The organism is Microcystis sp. LSC13-02, from assembly GCA_002282935.1.
In the GTDB taxonomy this organism is placed as follows: domain Bacteria; phylum Cyanobacteriota; class Cyanobacteriia; order Cyanobacteriales; family Microcystaceae; genus Microcystis.
On record MTBT01000218.1, the window covers coordinates 1 to 18380 of the forward strand.

18 protein-coding genes are annotated in these 18380 nt (G+C 43.0%); 11 read left to right on the forward strand and 7 right to left on the reverse strand.

Annotation, left to right across the window (positions count from 1 at the left end; genetic code table 11):
- The 7 genes from BGL89_RS13470 to BGL89_RS13500 all read left to right on the forward strand — a co-directional run.
- Positions 1-231, forward strand: a 231-nt coding sequence (locus tag BGL89_RS13470; RefSeq protein ID WP_502692626.1) for a hypothetical protein, incomplete at its 5' end; no start/stop codon positions are given.
- A gap of 121 nt (positions 232-352) precedes the next feature.
- Complete coding sequence (gene ilvD, locus BGL89_RS13475) at positions 353-2038, forward strand: dihydroxy-acid dehydratase (RefSeq protein WP_286826132.1); 1686 nt, start codon at positions 353-355, stop codon at positions 2036-2038.
- A 114-nt stretch (positions 2039-2152) separates the two neighbouring features.
- Complete coding sequence (locus BGL89_RS13480) at positions 2153-3013, forward strand: tetratricopeptide repeat protein (RefSeq protein ID WP_286826133.1); 861 nt, start codon at positions 2153-2155, stop codon at positions 3011-3013.
- A gap of 244 nt (positions 3014-3257) precedes the next feature.
- Positions 3258-3692, forward strand: coding sequence for a ferritin-like domain-containing protein (locus tag BGL89_RS13485; RefSeq protein WP_002731529.1), 435 nt, complete (start codon positions 3258-3260; stop codon positions 3690-3692).
- A 34-nt stretch (positions 3693-3726) separates the two neighbouring features.
- On the forward strand, positions 3727-4647 hold the full coding sequence (locus BGL89_RS13490; protein WP_286826134.1) for an FTR1 family iron permease: 921 nt from the start codon (positions 3727-3729) through the stop codon (positions 4645-4647).
- Between the two features lie 172 nt (positions 4648-4819).
- Positions 4820-6433 carry an ABC transporter substrate-binding protein gene (locus tag BGL89_RS13495; protein WP_286826135.1) on the forward strand — a complete coding sequence of 538 codons (1614 nt, stop codon included), beginning with the start codon at positions 4820-4822 and terminating at the stop codon, positions 6431-6433.
- 43 nt (positions 6434-6476) lie between these two features.
- Positions 6477-6947, forward strand: a complete 471-nt coding sequence (locus tag BGL89_RS13500) for a hypothetical protein (protein WP_286826136.1) — start codon at positions 6477-6479, stop codon at positions 6945-6947.
- Between the two features lie 270 nt (positions 6948-7217).
- Here BGL89_RS13500 and BGL89_RS13505 read toward each other — a convergent pair whose 3' ends face one another.
- From BGL89_RS13505 to btpA, 6 genes are all read right to left on the reverse strand, one after another.
- A complete protein-coding gene (locus BGL89_RS13505) occupies positions 7218-8456 on the reverse strand; it encodes a DNA cytosine methyltransferase (protein ID WP_286826137.1) in 1239 nt (412 codons plus the stop codon).
- Positions 8457-8528: 72 nt separating this feature from the next.
- A complete protein-coding gene (locus BGL89_RS13510) occupies positions 8529-9113 on the reverse strand; it encodes a Bpu10I family restriction endonuclease (RefSeq protein WP_286826148.1) in 585 nt (194 codons plus the stop codon).
- 3 nt (positions 9114-9116) lie between these two features.
- The gene (locus tag BGL89_RS13515) at positions 9117-9440 is read right to left on the reverse strand and encodes a hypothetical protein (protein ID WP_286826138.1); all 324 of its coding nucleotides are present in this window, start codon (positions 9438-9440) and stop codon (positions 9117-9119) included.
- A gap of 16 nt (positions 9441-9456) precedes the next feature.
- The gene (locus BGL89_RS13520) at positions 9457-10650 is read right to left on the reverse strand and encodes a DNA methyltransferase (protein WP_286826139.1); all 1194 of its coding nucleotides are present in this window, start codon (positions 10648-10650) and stop codon (positions 9457-9459) included.
- Between the two features lie 109 nt (positions 10651-10759).
- Positions 10760-11746, reverse strand: coding sequence for a vitamin K epoxide reductase family protein (locus BGL89_RS13525; protein WP_286826140.1), 987 nt, complete (start codon positions 11744-11746; stop codon positions 10760-10762).
- Between the two features lie 203 nt (positions 11747-11949).
- Positions 11950-12801, reverse strand: coding sequence for a photosystem I biogenesis protein BtpA (btpA, locus tag BGL89_RS13530; RefSeq protein WP_286826141.1), 852 nt, complete (start codon positions 12799-12801; stop codon positions 11950-11952).
- Positions 12802-12982: 181 nt separating this feature from the next.
- On the opposite strand from btpA, the gene rimO reads away from it, so the two are divergent.
- The 4 genes from rimO (at position 12983) to BGL89_RS13550 (ending at position 18033) form a co-directional block, all read left to right on the forward strand.
- Complete coding sequence (rimO, locus tag BGL89_RS13535) at positions 12983-14296, forward strand: 30S ribosomal protein S12 methylthiotransferase RimO (protein WP_286826142.1); 1314 nt, start codon at positions 12983-12985, stop codon at positions 14294-14296.
- Between the two features lie 41 nt (positions 14297-14337).
- Positions 14338-15777 carry a DEAD/DEAH box helicase gene (locus BGL89_RS13540; RefSeq protein WP_286826143.1) on the forward strand — a complete coding sequence of 480 codons (1440 nt, stop codon included), beginning with the start codon at positions 14338-14340 and terminating at the stop codon, positions 15775-15777.
- 325 nt (positions 15778-16102) lie between these two features.
- On the forward strand, positions 16103-16354 hold the full coding sequence (locus BGL89_RS13545) for a hypothetical protein (RefSeq protein ID WP_286826144.1): 252 nt from the start codon (positions 16103-16105) through the stop codon (positions 16352-16354).
- Between the two features lie 5 nt (positions 16355-16359).
- Positions 16360-18033 carry a hypothetical protein gene (locus BGL89_RS13550; RefSeq protein ID WP_286826145.1) on the forward strand — a complete coding sequence of 558 codons (1674 nt, stop codon included), beginning with the start codon at positions 16360-16362 and terminating at the stop codon, positions 18031-18033.
- Positions 18034-18117: 84 nt separating this feature from the next.
- Here BGL89_RS13550 and BGL89_RS13555 read toward each other — a convergent pair whose 3' ends face one another.
- The gene (locus BGL89_RS13555) at positions 18118-18246 is read right to left on the reverse strand and encodes a hypothetical protein (protein ID WP_261779304.1); all 129 of its coding nucleotides are present in this window, start codon (positions 18244-18246) and stop codon (positions 18118-18120) included.
- Between the last annotated feature and the right edge of the window lie 134 nt (positions 18247-18380).

Below are 18380 nucleotides of genomic sequence, written 5' to 3' on the forward strand. Positions count from 1 at the left end.
ACTGGCTGTCCCAAAACCATGACTGAACCAAGTACATCTTTCGACAGTCCCTGGAAAGATATTGTCGAAACCTACTTACCCGAATTTTTCGGACTCTTCGTTACTCTTTATGATAAATTAACAGACAAAATGCCAAGACAACCTACTTTTCACCAAAAAATTCCGAAAGTTTCTAAAGCCATAGCCTCTTCGTCATTGCTGAATACTCCCGCAGTTTTATATTTTCTTTAGAGATGGGCTGTCCTAAAACCTGCTCAGAGCGGCCAAAAGTCAGAAAATAGAAATAAAGGTGCGATTGGAGAACTTGAGCAGCGATCGCACACGTCAGCCGCCATTGGAGAAAGATAAAGTTATGGCAGATAACTACAGAAGTCGCATTGTTACCCAAGGTACCCAACGCAGTCCCAATCGGGCCATGTTAAGAGCGGTAGGTTTTGGGGATGAGGACTTTAGCAAACCAATCATCGGCATCGCTAACGGATTTAGCACCATTACCCCCTGTAACATGGGAATTAATGATTTAGCAATGCGTGCCGAAGCAGGAACCAGATTAGCGGGGGGAATGCCGCAACTTTTCGGGACTATTACCATTAGTGACGGGATTTCCATGGGAACAGAAGGGATGAAATATTCTCTCGTTTCTAGGGAAGTAATCGCCGATTCCATTGAAACGGTCTGTAATGGTCAAAGTCTCGATGGAGTCCTCGCTATCGGGGGTTGTGACAAAAATATGCCAGGAGCAATGATTGCCATGGCCCGGATGAATATTCCCGCTATTTTCGTCTATGGTGGCACGATTAAACCAGGGCGCTACAAAGATTGCGATTTAACCGTGGTCAGTTCCTTTGAAGCCGTGGGACAGTACAGCGCCGGTAAAATCAGTGAAGAAGACCTCATCGGAATTGAACGCAACGCTTGCCCCGGTGCCGGTTCCTGTGGTGGAATGTTTACTGCTAATACCATGTCTTCCATTTTTGAAGCCATGGGGATGAGTTTACCCTATTCCTCGACCATGGCCGCCGAAGATGCGGAAAAAGCCGATAGTACCGAAGAATCGGCCAAGGTTTTAGTCGAGGCGATTAAAAAACAGATTCTCCCTAGCCAAATTTTGACCCGTAAAGCCTTTGAAAACGCTATTTCGGTAATTATGGCGGTGGGAGGTTCCACTAACGCTGTCCTGCACCTTTTAGCCATTTCCCGCACCATCGGGGTAGAATTATCGATCGATGATTTTGAAACTATCCGGCAGCGTGTACCGGTTATCTGCGATCTTAAACCCTCCGGGCGTTACGTTACCGTGGATCTACATAAAGCCGGCGGTATTCCCCAAGTGATGAAAATTCTGCTGGTTAATGGTTTACTGCACGGGGATGCTCTCACCATTAGCGGTCAGACTATCGCCGAGATTTTAGCCGATATTCCCGAGCAACCGCCGTCAGGCCAAGACGTTATCCGTCCTTTTAGCAATCCTGTCTATAAAGAGGGTCATTTAGCCATTTTGAAGGGAAATCTGGCCACGGAGGGGTCCGTGGCCAAAATTAGCGGCGTGAAAACTCCGGTAATCACCGGACCCGCGCGGGTGTTTGAGTCGGAAGAAACCTGTTTAGAGGCAATTTTAGCCGGAAAAATTGAAGCCGGGGATGTGGTGGTTGTCCGTTACGAGGGACCAGTAGGCGGACCGGGTATGCGGGAAATGTTGGCCCCCACTTCGGCAATTATCGGCGCCGGTTTAGGGGATTCCGTGGGATTAATTACCGATGGTCGTTTTTCCGGGGGAACCTACGGTCTGGTGGTCGGTCACGTCGCTCCAGAAGCGGCAGTAGGTGGTACAATTGCTCTAGTAGAGGAAGGGGATCAAATTACTATTGATGCTCGTCAGCGTCTCTTGAGTTTAAATGTATCTGAGGAAGAATTAGTCCGTCGTCGTAACCATTGGCAACCGCACCCCCCACGCTATAAAACGGGAATTCTCGGCAAATTCGCTAAGTTAGTCTCCTCTAGCAGTCTCGGCGCTTTAACGGATCTGAATCTGTTCTAAAAGTGTCAAAGCAAATGGCGATCAATTGCGATCGCCGTTTCTCTCACTGCTCACTTAACACTCTCACTGATAACTGATAAGACTGACGGATGCAATTGTTAGAGATTGATGACTATGACCTATCTATTTACTGTCTATCGAGCGCTCGAATGCCGTCCGGATACCTATCGGGACTGGTATGACCAAGGCAATATTTTAAGAGAAAGAATGGACTATTTTGGAGCCTTAATCAGCTACGAAAAAGCCTTAGAATATTATCCAGATGATTATTGGGCATGGTACAAAAGGGGTATGATACTAGAAGACTTGGGAATGTATGAAGAAGCCGCTCAAAGTTATGCTAACGCCGCACAGGTAAAGGATGATAACTATTGGGCTTGGTACGATCAAGGTTGTGTTTATCTACAAGAATTAAAGGACTACGAAAAAGCGATCGCTTGTTTTCAACGAGCCTTAAGTCATAGTCCGGGGGACTATTGGGCAGCCTACCGGCAAGGAGAGGCCTATCGATTGCTGAAAAATTACGAACGCGCTATTACTTCCTATGATCTGGCCCTAGGGGCGCGACCCCGGGATTATTGGGCCTGGTATCGTCGCGGCGACGCTTTCCGGGATTGGGGCAATCCCCAAGAGGCTTTATTTAATTATCGTACCGCCCTCGATATCCGACCGCAAGATTACTGGTCCTGGTATCAACAGGGTGTGATCCTACAGGAATTACAGCGTTTAACAGAAGCGATCGCCTGTTATGAAGAATCGTTAAAAATCGATCGAGATGATCGCTATGCGTGGTATAATTCCGCCTGCTGTTATGCCGCCCTCGGTCAACAACAAAAAGCGATCGACTGTTTACGGGAAGCTCTAGACATAGAACCGGATATTTGCGGCGAATTAGCGCGTAATAACTTTGTTTTCGATGGTTTAAGGCAAAATGAAACCTTTAATGACCTCTTGAGTTGCTATTCCCCCAGCTAAAATCCTTTTGACTCGATCGCCTCGATTCAGTACCTAGGGTTTGCTGAAAAGGTTTTTTGTGGGGTGTGGGGTTTTAGGCATTTTCAGGGAAAAAGTGCCTAAAATTTCCCCCCGATTGCTCCAATATCTGGCACTTTTTTGACGGCAAAAAAGCCTAAAGATATTAGCCAACAAGGTTTTAAGATTTATTTAGCCAGTCTGGATTAGCTACAATTGCAATGAGAGACAAATTATTGAGAATCTTATGCGAGAACTAGACAGAGACAAAACCATCGAACAACTGAACGAAATCATGGAATTTGAACTAGCGGGAGTTGTCCGTTACACCCACTATTCCCTGATGGTGACAGGGCCCCATCGCATCCCCATCGTCCAATTTTTCCAGACTCAGGCCACGGAGTCCCTCACCCACGCGCAACAAGTTGGGGAAATTCTCACCGGTTTAGAAGGTCATCCTAGCTTAAAAATTGCCCCCATCGAGGAAAGCTATGAACATAATATCAAAGCAATCTTGAGTGAGAGCCTCAATCATGAGAAAAAATCCCTTGATTTGTACAAAGCACTCCTAGAAACCGTCGAAGATGCCAGTATTTACCTGGAAGAATTCGCTCGCGGTATGATCGGACAAGAAGAATTACACAATCTGGAAATTCGCAAGATGCTGCGGGATTTTGCTTAAGCTAGGATCAAAGTTAGAGTTTATCGACTAGCTTATGAATCTCAGTTCCGCTTTACCCACTTTTATTATCACTCTCCGGGAAGGTTTCGAGGCCGCTTTAGTGGTGGGAATTGTCCTCGCTTGTTTACAAAAATCGGGTCGATCGCAACTTAACTCATGGGTGTATCGTGGTATTGGTGCAGGAGTAGTCGCTAGTGTTTTGGTCGGTATTTTGCTAGGGGGAATCCTTTTTCAAGTGGATGCCTCTCCTAGTCCATTCGTACCAATGCTCAAGGAATTACTGGCCGCCACTTTTGGACTGATTGCCGTTTTGATGTTGAGTTGGATGTTAATTTGGATGACTCAACAGGCCAAATATTTGAAATCTGAGGTAGAAAATGCGGTAAAAGCGGGTTTAAAATCGGAAAATGGGGCAGGAAAAGCGATTTTTCTGCTCGTTTTTATCGCTGTCTTGCGGGAGGGATTTGAAACAGTTCTCTTTATCCTGGCCCAATTCCAAAAAGATTGGCAGCTACAAACCTTCGGTGCGATAGCAGGGTTAAGTGTCGCGACTTTGTTGGGAATTCTCCTATTTGCAGGGGGAGTGAAAATTAATATCCGTCTCTTTTTCCAAATTATGGGGACTTTCCTACTCTTAATCGTTGCGGGATTACTCATCGGTGTTTTGAAACATATCGACGCAGGAATCAGTCTTTTAAGTCAAATTGACCCTTTTTATCAAAATTTCTGTCCTTCTCTCCCCTCCTCCTGTCTTCTCGGTTTTCAGGTTTGGGACGGTTCCCAAATTTTGAGCGATCGCACTTTCCCCGGACTCCTCCTCAAATCCCTGTTTGGTTATCGTCAAAACCTCTATATTAGTCAAATTGTTGCTTATATCCTCTTTTTACTGCTTATCGGTGGCCTCTATTTCCAAAGCTTACGACAACGTCCTCAAACAGTGATCAGTAAACAGTAAACAGTAATCAGTGATCAGTAAACAGTAATCAGTAAACAGTGAAAAGATGGCAAGAAACTGCTATTTAATACTGCTCACTTAACACATACTGCTCACTTAAAACTCAAATCTGATAACTGATAACTTACCCACTGATAACTGATAACTGATAACTGATAACTGATAACTGATTATGACTACTTGGCAATGTGACGGTATCCCTAAAGATGGTAAACCTTATACGCAAGCGATTGCGGGAGGTCATGAACCCTGCGAAAATACTACTCCTGATTGTCCTATCTGTGGCCTGCCTAGGGAAGCGATGGATCCCGTAACAACGACGGTTAAAACCACGGTTGTGGTCTCCCCGGGTGCTACAACTAGAGTTGGCCAAAAATCTAACTGGTTACTTCCCTTCGCTTTGATAATTACCGCTTTAACCGCAGGTTTAGGGGGTTGGAGTCTATTGCAAATGCTCATTCCCAAACCCGATACTCCCCAAGTTGTCGGGGAAGAAACCCCAGACAAGCAACCCAAGGCAACTTTTGTGAGTAATACGGCTAAAAATCCCGATTTATTTAGCCAAGGTGAGAAAATACTGCTTAATTCCACTCCTAACAAAGAAAAAGGCGCAGCGGCCTTTAAAAAGGAAGATTGGTCAAATGCGATCGCAGCTTACCAACCAGCAGCCACTCCCCAAGCAAACGACCCGGAGGGCAAAATCTATTACAATAACGCCAAAGCTAGACAAAAAGGTAATCAAAATACTATAGCCGTCGTTGTCCCCATCGCTAACGACCCCAACAGCGCCAAGGAAATTCTCCGAGGTGTGGCCAGGTATCAAGAGGAGTTTAATAATTCTAATCCGGGTAATCCTTTGGAAATAGTCATCGCTAATGATGGCGGTGGGTTACAATCAAAAGCGATAGCCGATGATCTGATTCAATCCGGTCAGGTTTTGGCAGTTATGGGCCACGGAATCGATCCTTTTAGTCAAAAAGCGATTGAAAGTTACGAAAAAGAAGGATTAGCGATTCTTTCTCCCCTGACTACCAGTGTTAGTCAAACGGGAAAATCAACCCTGAAAACTATTCCCCTTGAGGATAAATCTCAGGAAGTTTTGGGTAGTTATCTGGAAGCGGTGGCCAAAACTTTGGCTAATTATGCTAGTAAGCAAGAGAATTCTCCGTCAGTGGTTCTTTTTTATAATTCCGATAGTCCCTATAGTCAAAAATTAAGGGATTCCTTTGCTAAAGCGATAAAAGAACCGGGAGGCAAGATAGTTAAGGAAATAGACACAACTAAAGCCAATTTTAACGCTAAAACCGCCATAGATCAGGCCAAAAAAGCCGGCGCTAGGGTGGTATTTTTGGCCCTGAGTAAAGACGGCGATCGCATAAATCAAGCCGTGGCTATTGCCCAAGAATCGTCAGGAATGCTCTTATTAGGCGGAAATGAACTTTATACACCCGATATACTTATTCAAGGAGCAGATAGCATCGACGGATTAGTTCTAGCAGTACCTTGGAGTTTCCAAGCAACGGATCCTTTTGCCAAAGATGCGCTGAAAAGTTGGCGCGGTCGCGTCAGTTGGCGTACTGCTACCGCCTACGATACCATGAAAGTATTAGGAGAAGCGATCGCTAAAAGTTCTGACCGTGCTACTGTAGTCGAAACTTTAAATCGAGGAATCACCTTGCAGGGAAGCACCACGGATTTTAACATTTTTAATCAAGTTCCCCTGGTGCGCGCCAATCGCGGCAATGAAGGGCCAAAGGGTTCTCAATATCAGTTCGATCCTATCTAAAATAGACAATGTGATGTCGAGGAGTAGAATCAAGTCTAATTTTATGAAGAATATCTTACCCATCCTAGCTTTATTAATGTCCGTGTCGGGAATTGCCGTGTCTTTGGGACGGGAGGAAGTCCGATGTCATCTCGGTTTAGAATCGGCAGCCTGTCCCCAGGAAGAACGAAACATCAGTGAAGACACCCCCCCAGATACCCCCGCAACTACCCCCGCAACTACCCCCGCAACTACCCCAGAATCTCCCCGGATAGAAGAAACTCCCGCGGAAACAACCCGTAATAGCGAAGCTTCCCCCGAAGTTTCCCCGTCTCCTGAAAGCGAAACCCCAGTAGAATTCACTCCCATCCCGGAAAATAACCCCAGTCCAGAAGTACCCCCCGAAAATCCCCCCACCCCAGAAACCAAAGCGGTGGAAAAAACTCCAGATGCAGAAAAAAGTCCCGATGTCAATCCATCTAAAGAGGGAGAAACTGAAAGCATTCCGTTAGAAGTTATTCCCCCTGAACAGTAAAATCGGACAAAATCAATTTCTTGGTTAGGATAGGCACTCATGCACTCATGCAAGAGGTAGTTAGGGTTTGCTGAATAAATCTAAAAACCTTGTTGGGTAAGACTTTTAGACTTTTTCGAAATCAAAAAGTACCAGATATGGGAGTGATCAGGGGGAAAATTCAGGGACTTTTTCCCTAAAAATTAGGTAATTGACCCCCTCAAAATCGGTAAAACCCTACACCCCACACCCCACACCCTACCCCCACCAGCAAACTTTTTGCCGCAAACTCTAATTAACTTCTAACCCCGGAATGCTTAACTGTTCAGTTTTTGGCTGTGTTTCCCCCAGATAATCCCCTTGCAACATATTAATTAAACAGCCACCAAGATGATAGGCCATATTAACGGGAACCGCGTTACCAATCTGTCGATATTGAGAGGTTAAGTTACCGGTAAATTGCCAATCATCGGGAAAGGACTGCACTCGTGCATATTCTCTCACAGTCAAAGGACGAGTTTCTTGGGGATGACATCTTTCTGTTTGGGTTTGTGCTGGACTACAGGTAATAGTTAAAGCTGGTTCATCCCAAGATAATCTTTTAGCATATCCTGTCCGGCCTCCGTGATTTTTGAGACTATTTTTCATATATTCTTTTTGAATATCCATCGGCAAATTACGCCAATTTCCTCCTGCGGGAACTAAGGACATAATCGCTTTTTTTCTTTCTTTATATTCTACTCCTAGAGAAATTGGACAATTCTCTAGAGCTTTTTTCAAAGAAATAGTATAATTTTTATATTGGGGAAAAATGGGTTTAATATTTAGGTCTTGACGGGTGGCGATAATAATTAATCTTTCTCTTTTTTGGGGAACATCGAGAAATTGAGCCGATAAAACTTGATAAGCAGCATAATAACCGATTTCCTGTAAAGCTTGCAGCATTAATTGCAGGGTTTCTCCTTTTTTATTGCTTAATAATCCTCGAACATTTTCGGCCATAGCGATTTTAGGTTGCACTTCCTGTAAACAACGAGCAAACTCAAAAAATAAGCTCCCTCTCAAATCTTCTAATCCTTTCCCTAACCCAGCATAACTAAAAGGTTGGCAGGGAAAACCTCCAGCTACAATATCTATTTTGTCTCTAAAATCAGAAAATTTAATCTTTTTTATGTCTTGATTTATAACATTCCATTGGGGTCGATTGAGTCTTAAAGTATTAACACAATCTTGGTTAATTTCCACCAGTAATTGCGTTTTTAGTCCCGCATTTTCTAAACCTAAAGCCATACCACCACAACCAGCAAATAATTCAATAACCGTGTAATTAGTTGGCTCAACAGTTTGTAAAATTCTCAATTCTCCGGGGGATTGGTTATTTTTAAGATTGGTTAATTCATCCAGATTAAATAACCAATCAACTTGATTGATTTTCTGACCTTTGATTAATTTTTTCTTTTGCCATGTTAGTATTTCTGTGGTAGTGACACCGAGAATATTAGCGGCTTTTTGTAGATTTACCTGAGTCATAACCAATAATTAGCAACTTATCTACATCTTGATTATACATCAAATTAGCTAAACTTGATGTCGAGAAAATTTTTAGAAATATCCTTGATATAAAACATTTTCCAGTGATGGATTTGTATTATCAATATGAGTTTGTATTTTATCGATCATCCTTTGAAACACATCGGGATAATATTGAGAAGCATCCAAAAAATCTACATATTCCTGTCTGTGCAGCTGTCTTGCTTTTGAGGAGCGATACTCTTGTCGAAGATTAGCGGGAATACGCTTAGTTTTTCGTATAATTAACACATCATCAATTTGAGTAGAAATTATTGAAACTGGTGTCATATCAAGAAATTCGCAAATCAAAAAATATAAAGAGTTAGGAACGGCAATTTTTAAATCTCTACTTGTGGCTACAGCTTCCTGAAACATAGTTTTATCTAAATTAGTTTTGCACTCTGCACAAACATAGCCAAGATGAGACTCAATCAATTCATAATTTTGAAATTCTGGCTCAAAAGATGACTTTAGATATAACTTTTTACCCAGTATAAAATCCTGATTTTTGCTTCTAATATTTGCTTGACCACCTTGACCAATATTGCCGAGAGAGGATAGGAAACTTAGTCCAGAGAAGGTATTTCTTGGACCCAATTCAAAAGAGTTATCTATTCCTTATAAACTACGGAAAACCAGCTGCGGTAAAAATTCTTCTAATATAGTATTATCTAATTTTAACTGTCCTTTCTGTCTATACAAAAAGTTATCTGAACTATCAAAAATCAAGTCAAGTTCAATAAAACGCTTATATCGGTTAGTAGCTGACACTAGCTTTTCTACTGCATCTGCTTGACCAGAATTAATCGATTCTAACTCGATAATCCACTGGCGATATTTTATAATAGCTTCTTCTAGACGTTCCCGATCAGATTCTGGCAACCGAGGATTGTTAAGACAGGCAGTTATTTTTGTGTAGTGAGGACGAGAAAATTCGTTCATGTATTTTTGTTGATGTTCAAATATTAACAGGATCAATATATAATCTCTTATCTAAAATTGGTGTTCTTTGAATATTATTGACTTTGGCAATTGCTGATTCTAAAAATAGCTGGTTTTCTGAAGATACAAAAAGCCTACTGCTTTCCAATACCTCGAATGCTACCTCTCTAGAAATTTGTTCTATTACCTCTTGGCTAACTTGATTATTTAAGTTGATAAAATTAATTATATCCTCTATAATAACTTTACCAAATTTATTCTTAAATTTTCTTTTTTGTCTTAATACTTTCTGGAATAGCTTGGCTTTGATACCTATTTTTTCAATAATATCAGCATTATAAAAAGGTACGCCAAGAACGTTAGATTCTTGTCCTACAATTAAAACAATTCTTGCTTGCTGCTTGCTGACTCTTGCCAGTTCTTTTAAAATGTCACCCATATCTAAACAGTATTGTACTACAGTGTAGAAACGATTACTCCTATTTGCTCTATTAGAACCAATTTCTGACTTGGCTATCTTGAGTAAATCACATCCTAAGATTTCAGCAGATTGACGATAATTTTGATGGTAATTAAAAACATTTATATAGGGTGGAGAAGTCACAACAAAATCTATCTGATTATTTTCTAGTGGTAGAGAACGAGCATCAGATAATCCAACCCTGATCGGTTTTTGAGAGTAGGGAAGATTAGTAATTATATTGCTAAGATGTGAAAATTTTTTCTGAATAAATTCCTGAGTAATTTTATTCTTACATACATCAAGAATGATTACCAAAGCATCAAATAAAACCTTTGACCGATCCGGTAGCATATTCCTAGTATTTTGCAATTTATCTACTAAATTTTCTACTTGGTCACTGACTTCAAAAATTCTCAAAGGAAATTCTTGATCGATGATATTTCTCAGGTTTTTAAGAACTTCTTTTTTTTGAGAATCATTGATAAATTCATAGGTATGACTCATGATATAAGCAGCGGGATTAATCTCAAATCCATAAGCTTCTAGGGATAAATAACTTGCCTCTAGCAAAACAGTGCCGCTACCCACAAAAGGATCGAGGATGACCGAATTAGATGGGCAATAATAAGTTAATATAGTTTCAATCAGTTGGGGTGAAAACTGACCTCGCCAAGCAAATAAATTGGCTCTATTTTTCTCAATAATGTCAAGTTTTTCTTGGGGTATAGGTTGATCAAAATCTGGCAACTTTCAATCTCCCTCTATTGCTAAGAACAAAATTCAAGTTCTACCTTATCCAGAGAACAAACACTATAAAATGTCGGGGCTGAACCAGGTTCAACCCCTCAATATTTTTCTACTTGCGCCCCGGAACTGTATATTTAAAATTCATCGGGCCAGTATAACCAGAAATCTCCGCCAATTTCTCTAATCTTTGGGTTCCCGAATATTCTTGACCCTTAATAATCCAAGTGGGGAAACCTTTAATTCCGGCATCGCGACAAGCTTGGGGATTACCATTAACCCCTTGGGGATCGCATTCGATATAAACCCCTTCTTTTTTGAGGATTTCTCCCGCTTCCTTACCAAATAACTGTTTTTGATCGTAACAGTGGGGACACCAAAAAGCCCCGTATTCCTTCGCACCAATTGCTTTTAAATGTTTAGCCAGGGCGATTTCTGCTTTTCCCGAAACCGTGGTTACTTCCCAACCGTAGGGAGGTGTAGCAGCTGTCATTGGCTGGGTAATTTCTTCTTTTCCTCCTGCCACCGTGGGGGAATTTACTCCTGCGTAAACCGCTAAAGTTCCCACAAAAGTAATCATTGCCACTACAACCATCGGCAGTATAATTTGTCCTAAACCTTCCCATTCGCGCCCGATAATTGTGAGAATTAATAGGGTTAAAGCGAACAAAGCCGAAGTGATGCAGTAGGGACACAATTCCTTTAATTCCGTGGCTAGAATATACATTAAATAACCACTAAATACCGCCATCGCCGTCGCCCCTGCTAACAGCAATAACCAAGTATTATTTTCTAAACTTTTGCGGAGATTTTTCTGAGTTTCCCCATTGATAAATAGAGGACTGAGGGCAAAAACCGCCATGGCCATATAGGCCAAAAAACCGAACAAACTCAAGGGCAGCCCGAAAACCGTAGCGTAGGGACTATTAAGAACACCACTACAACCAGCCCCATCACTAGCCCCGGCGGTACAGGCAGCAGCCCCTCCCGTCAGTTTGGTAATGGTTAAATAGCCGGTCAGAATCGCCCCCACGATCGAAACCCCCCCAATTAGGGGCCGGGAGTAGCGATGAATCCAAGGTACAGAACGACGACGCATAATATTATTTAGATTAAATTACAGCAGAATTCAGGAGTCAGGAGTCAGGAGGGAAATCGTTACTTAATGAGATTTTCACAAATCGAAATGTACTTTGTCGAAAGGAAAAATCCCGTAACGATATTGTGTTAATTAGGAGGTTTTCAATTCCTAAAAACTTAGGATAGCTATCCCCTGAAACTATCCGCCATTCTAGCAAGGGGTTATGTGGACAGAGGCAAAGAAGGGAGAGAATTATTAATTTTTGCTTTTTGATCGTTGATCTGCCGGGCCGTTTCCACAAATTGCGACACCCGGATCGGATCCACCGGTTCAGTAATTTTGCCATGACGCTTGAGGGAACTAGCCACGATCACCCCATCGGCAGCCGGCAGTAACCGCCCGATATTGTCCAAATCAGCCCCGCTGCCGATAAAAACCGGTGTTCCCTTGGCCGCCGCCACTGCCAGTTCCAAATCCTCAAAACTAGGGGGGCTACCGGTAGCCCAACCGGAGAGAATCACCCCGTCTGCTAGTCCCCGTTCGATCGTATCTTGCACTGCCGTAGTCAGATTAGGAGTTGCCAAGGGGCGGGCGTGTTTAACCAAAACATCCGCTAAAATTTTGACCTCAGACCCCAATTCGCGCCGATAACGCAGGAGTTCGTGGGCCTGACCCTCAATAATGCCCTGATCGGTAGCCATAACCCCCGTTAGCACATTAACTCGAATAAATTGGGCCTTGACACAGGTAGCGATCGCTAAGGCACTATGGGCATCATTGCGGAGAACATTAAGACCGATCGGTAAGACCACCAGATTTTTAATGCGATCAACAATTAAAGTCATGGCACTAACCACGGCGGGATCCACCTGTTGCTTGGTAAAGGGGGCATCAAAAAAATTCTCGATAATCAAACCATCAACACCACCGGCAGCCAAGGCCGTCGCCTCCTGTTCAGCCCGCTCGATCACCGTCTTGAGACTACCACCCCAACGGGGGGAAGTGGGCAGGGGGGCGAGATGAACCACGCCAATAATCGGGTTTTTTGTCTTGAAAGTTGCAATTAAGTTCACAGCGTCTACTACTCTTAGCGTCCCCAACCAGGCGCCGCTCACCCATTTTAACAGGGTCAAGGCCTAGCCACGGGGCCACAGGGGGGAAATTATTTTAACTGCTAATGATTTTATCAAGTCCGGAATCCGTTAAAATGTCTTAACATTAGAGAAGTTTAAGATTTGGTTGATACTCGATCGCATGGGCAATAAGCCAACCATCGCTATCTCACACCTAGGCTGTGAGAAAAACCGGATCGACTCCGAGCATATGTTAGGACTGCTGGCCAAGGCTGGCTATCCCGTAGATAATGACGAGGAGTTGGCCGATTACGTTATCGTTAATACCTGTAGTTTCATTCAAGCAGCTAGAGAAGAATCCGTTCGCACCCTCGTGGAACTGGCGGAAGCTAATAAAAAAATTATTATCTCCGGCTGTATGGCCCAACATTTCCAAGATGAACTCCTGACGGAATTGCCGGAAGCCGTGGCCATTGTTGGCACGGGAGATTATCAGAAAATCGTCGAGATCGTGGAACGGGTAGAGACGGGAGAACGCGTCAAGGAAGTCAGCGCCGATCCCACTTTTATCGCTGATGAAAATCTACCCCGTTATCGCACCACTACCGAAGGAGTCGCCTATCTGCGGGTGGCCGAAGGCTGCGATTATCGCTGTGCTTTCTGTATTATTCCCCACCTGCGCGGCGATCAGCGATCGAGATCGATCGAGTCCATTGTGGCCGAAGCGCGACAATTGGCCGGCCAAGGAGTGCAAGAATTAATTCTCATTTCGCAAATAACAACCAATTATGGGTTAGACTTATATGGCGAACCCAAATTAGCGGAACTCTTGCGAGCGCTGGGAGAAGTCGATATACCTTGGATTCGCGTTCACTACGCTTACCCGACCGGGTTAACGCCAAAGGTTATCGAGGCGATCCGAGAGACCCCGAATGTTTTACCCTATCTAGACTTGCCGCTACAGCATTCCCATCCCGACATCCTGCGGGCGATGAACCGTCCCTGGCAAGGACGAGTCAACGATGGCATTATCGAGCGGATCAAGCAAGCTATCCCGAACGCGGTTTTACGAACGACTTTTATCGTCGGTTTCCCCGGAGAAACCGAGGAACATTTCAGCCATCTGCTGGAATTTGTCAAGCGTCATGAGTTCGATCACGTCGGGGTGTTTACCTTCTCCGCCGAAGAAGGTACAGCCGCTTTTGACCTGCCCAATCCAGTGCCACAGGCAATTATGGACGAACGCCGCGAACGGTTGATGTTAACTCAGCAACCAATCTCGGAGCGCAAAAATCAAGCTTATATCGGTGACACTGTCGATGTTCTCATCGAACAGGAAAACCCAGAAACAGGGGAGTTAATCGGGCGTTCCGCTCGTTTTTCCCCGGAAGTGGATGGCTTGGTTTATGTGACAGGGGAGGCGATTCTAGGTGCGATCGTACAGGTCCGAATTACTTCGGCCGATACCTACGATCTCTACGGCGAAATAGTCTAATTTTTCCATTTTTCTAATTTAATTCCCACAAAACAATCCCTATGACCACTGGTTTCAACAATTTAGGTTTATCCGATAGCCGTCTTCAACACCTAGAAACGCTTGGATTCACCACCCCCACCGAAATTCAATCCAAAGCCATCCCTCTCCTGTTAGAAGGCCATGACATGGTAGGAATGTCGCAAACGGGAACCGGCAAAACTGCCGCCTATTCCCTGCCTTTACTCGAACGCATGGACACCAAAAATCCTAACGTTCAAGCTTTAATCCTCACCCCCACCCGGGAATTAGCCCAACAGGTGGCCAGCGCCATCAAAGATTTCTCTGATGATCGTCGTCTCTTTATCCTGACAGTCTGTGGTGGTCAATCCATGGAACGTCAGATCCGCAGTCTGGAAAAAGGTGTCCAGATTGTGGTCGGGACTCCTGGCCGGGTAATCGATCTGCTCGATCGCAAAAAACTCCATCTAGAATCCCTAAACTGGGTAGTCCTCGATGAAGCGGACGAAATGCTCAGTATGGGTTTCATCGATGATGTTAAGAAAATTCTGCAAGCATCCCCCTCCACCCGTCAAACCGCCTGTTTCTCGGCAACTATGCCCCGGGAAATCCGCGATTTAATCGCTAATTTCTTGAAATCTCCCGTTTCTGTGACGGTTTCTCAACCCCAGGCCGCTCCTGCTAAAATCGAGCAGAAAATTTATCTGATCCCTCGCGGTTGGACGAAATTAAAAGTCCTGCAACCCCTGTTAGAGATCGAACCCCTAGAATCGGCGATTATTTTCGTCCGCACCAAGCAAACCGCGGCCGAATTAACCAGCAAACTGCAAGAAGCGGGGCAAACGGTGGATGAATACCACGGTAACTTAAGCCAAGTGCAACGGGAACGACTGGTGCAACGTTTCCGCGAGGGCAAAATTAAATTAGTGGTAGCCACGGATATCGCGGCCCGCGGTCTAGATGTGGAAAATCTCAGCCACGTTATTAACTATGATCTGCCGGATAATGCGGAAACCTATATTCACCGCATTGGCCGCACGGGCCGCGCTGGTAAAACCGGAACTGCTATATCTTTAGTAGAACCGATCGATCGGCGTTTGTTGCGTCAGATCGAACAGCGTCTGCGTCAACGTCTGGAATCTAGTCCCATTCCTAGTCGCACCGAAGTAGAAGCAAAACGCCTGGCCAAGCTGCAAAATCAGCTAAAAGAGGCTTTATCGGGGGAACGTATGGCTTCTTTCTTGCCTTTAGTGCGGGATTTAAGTGAAGAATACGATCCCCAAGCGATCGCGGCGGCTGCCCTGCAAATGATCTACGATCAAAATTGTCCCCAGTGGATGAAAACCGATTGGGAAGTTCCCGCACCGGCGAGCAGTAAACCGGTGATTAATAAAACTCCCCGCGGTGGTGGCAATAAGTATCCTTCTAAGTCGAATAACCGTCCTTCCTTGGACAAAAAAATCGTCTTTCAAGAACGTTAATTTTTAGTTCCTGAATAGATAATTTTAAGAGTTGATAGACCGTTTTGGTTCTATCAACTTTTTTTTGTCAGGTAATTTCCCAGTACGTCGTCGAAAGCATTCTACATAATTTTATAGCTAAACTTTCGATAATTGATTCTAATCAAGTATTTGGGCTTTTTTTGACATTTTTGCTGATAATTACTATATAATTGTCTTAAATGAATAAATTTGAATATTTAATATGTCGAGTTCGTCAGAACCTTATCGTGGTAGGGTACAAGCTCAAGGAGACGATATCCAGCAAGAGGGTGGATACAGTTACTCTTGGGCAAGAAAAAATCCTGTGACTGCTCAAGAAGGATTATCATTTCTTGCTAATATTAAAGGGCAATGCAGCGAATTTCAACGAGAGGAACGGAAACAAGCTTTTAGAAAAGCTGAACGCTTTGTTACAAATGCTAGTAAGCAGGGTGGTGTCACACCAGAGGCACAACCGCACTCATTTCAGGATTCTAAACGTAAAACTAAAAACGCCCGTGTAGATATTGAAATTCGCAGTGGTCTTACCTTTATCCCTTCGCCCCAAACAGAATGACAACGATGCTTAGAAGAGTACAACAATTTTTAGACTCTGGCGATAGTGATAAAGCTAGAGAAGAAATTGATAGAGCTTTCCGCAATCTGAGAAAGGTAGATAGTCATGTTAGAGAGTTTGCCGCTCTGTTGGCACTGGGATCGATCGAAGCTTCAGAAATCGGCTTAGGGGTATTGGGACGTAAGCTTCTACAGAATGACAGCGAGATTAATAATGAGGTTATTTGGTTATTTATTGCGTCAATTTTATCTCGCAATAGTATTCCCGCTGATAGTCCATCTAGAATCAGCCTACTTGTTCTTACCGCTTCTGTCAATAGTTGGGAATTACCAATTTTTGCGCTTCTTGCCCCTGCCCTCGACGCTTTTTTTAAAGTTAGTCTTGCGGACGGAACCCCTTTAATTGCCGAACAAACTCTCGATTTTTTGACCACTTGGGGAAGAATTTATGCGAAAGCACCTCATGTGAAAACGCAGCTTAAAAAACTTCAATCTCTTAGTAATAATCTATTAGAGCAAGTAGATGACTTAGAGTTAAAAGCTGAATGGTCAGAGGGAATTAATATATTTTTTGAAGAAGCCAGTACAATCAAATATTCCGATAGTAACATTTTTTCTAATGGTGGAGAATTGATTAAAAAAATTTATAATACTCAAAGTTTACAGCGCGATACAGAAGATAAGAATTTGGCAGAGACAAAAGACAAGTTACTCCGATTAGTCACTTCGTCTCTTGCTACTATTGGAACAGTTCTTGATAGTCATGGATTCTCAGTTGCAGTTCGTATTGACAATGATTCTAAAGATAGAAAATCTTGGTCTGTAGTTGCTAGTGTAATTGATAAATTAGAGCGGTTATTTCAAGAAATTGCCGATCTGACTTTTGAGAGAATCAATAAACTTCCCGCTTTTACTCCAGCGCAGGCAATACCCGGTTCTTGGACAATTATACTTCATGTCAATCTCAGTCCTGATCACGCAAATTTACTGGCAAAAACTATCTCTGACCTTTTCTCAAGAAAAATTGATCATAAATTGGAAAGTGAAAATGAATTAGAAGTTGTTAGTATTTGGCAAGATTGTGTCACAAAAATCAAAGAGGATGATTTGCGAGTAGATATGGCTGTCTCGATAAATTCTGAAGAATTTAATGTCACTAAAACAATTTCTACAGAAGATAAATATAGATCTAGTTCAACAGGGTTAAAATCCCCATCTATCAGGGTTCTTTCTCATGATATTCCACAAGCTGATAGGTTAGAACGAGTTGTTGATTTATCTTTGCTGTTAATTCAATATCCTCATTCTTTGCCAACTGTTCGACAACAGTTTTTGGATAGAAATGGTATTACAGAAAGGCAGTTTTCCTACTATAGAAGGGCTGCAGAAATTCTTAATCTGGCTGACGAACGAGTGCAGCCAACTACTGCTTGTTTCATGCTTGATCGTCTGCCAGAAAACTCAAAAAAAAGTTTCTTGGCTCACCAATTTATTGCTTCAAAGGTGGGTTGGGCATGGTTTAATTGGCAAAATGCTCATGATCTCTCCGAAATCAAACCAGAAAGAGCAAGAGAATTTTTACTAGAAGTGTGTCCGTCACTTTCAGAAAGTACTGTTGGAAGACGTGCTAAAACTTTACAATCTTGGTTAAGGTATTTCTTGGGTACCGAAAATGAATAAGCAAAAAATGCAAGCTTTCAGGCATAATCGGTGGAGTGTACGAAACTCACCCCATCATCAGCCAATTGACTTTTTCAGCAAACCCTATATACTTTTGACTTTTTTATACTGTTCTGTCACGGCGGCATTTAATAGATCATCTTTAAAATTTCTGATTAATTCAATTACTAAATTATAAATACTGATGTATTCTTCATAATCGATAGCCCGCATGGGTTACGAAGTGCGCTAACCCATCCTACAAATAATTGTGCCTCCCTACTTAGGGTCTGCTGAATAATGGTAAAACCCTTTTAAAATAAAGCTTTTGACCTGTTAAAGTCCGATGTTCATGCTGCGAAAATAGG

Excerpts from the sequence above, each read along its gene's own strand:
- ilvD (WP_286826132.1), top strand. The coding sequence starts at position 353 with ATGGCAGATAACTACAGAAGTCGCATTGTTACCCAAGGTACCCAACGC.
- BGL89_RS13480 (WP_286826133.1), top strand. The coding sequence starts at position 2,153 with ATGACCTATCTATTTACTGTCTATCGAGCGCTCGAATGCCGTCCGGAT.
- BGL89_RS13485 (WP_002731529.1), top strand. The coding sequence starts at position 3,258 with ATGCGAGAACTAGACAGAGACAAAACCATCGAACAACTGAACGAAATC.
- BGL89_RS13490 (WP_286826134.1), top strand. The coding sequence starts at position 3,727 with ATGAATCTCAGTTCCGCTTTACCCACTTTTATTATCACTCTCCGGGAA.
- BGL89_RS13495 (WP_286826135.1), top strand. The coding sequence starts at position 4,820 with ATGACTACTTGGCAATGTGACGGTATCCCTAAAGATGGTAAACCTTAT.
- BGL89_RS13500 (WP_286826136.1), top strand. The coding sequence starts at position 6,477 with ATGAAGAATATCTTACCCATCCTAGCTTTATTAATGTCCGTGTCGGGA.
- BGL89_RS13505 (WP_286826137.1), bottom strand. The coding sequence starts at position 8,456 with ATGACTCAGGTAAATCTACAAAAAGCCGCTAATATTCTCGGTGTCACT.
- BGL89_RS13515 (WP_286826138.1), bottom strand. The coding sequence starts at position 9,440 with ATGAACGAATTTTCTCGTCCTCACTACACAAAAATAACTGCCTGTCTT.
- BGL89_RS13525 (WP_286826140.1), bottom strand. The coding sequence starts at position 11,746 with ATGCGTCGTCGTTCTGTACCTTGGATTCATCGCTACTCCCGGCCCCTA.
- rimO (WP_286826142.1), top strand. The coding sequence starts at position 12,983 with ATGGGCAATAAGCCAACCATCGCTATCTCACACCTAGGCTGTGAGAAA.
- BGL89_RS13540 (WP_286826143.1), top strand. The coding sequence starts at position 14,338 with ATGACCACTGGTTTCAACAATTTAGGTTTATCCGATAGCCGTCTTCAA.
- BGL89_RS13550 (WP_286826145.1), top strand. The coding sequence starts at position 16,360 with ATGCTTAGAAGAGTACAACAATTTTTAGACTCTGGCGATAGTGATAAA.
- BGL89_RS13555 (WP_261779304.1), bottom strand. The coding sequence starts at position 18,246 with ATGCGGGCTATCGATTATGAAGAATACATCAGTATTTATAATTTAGTA.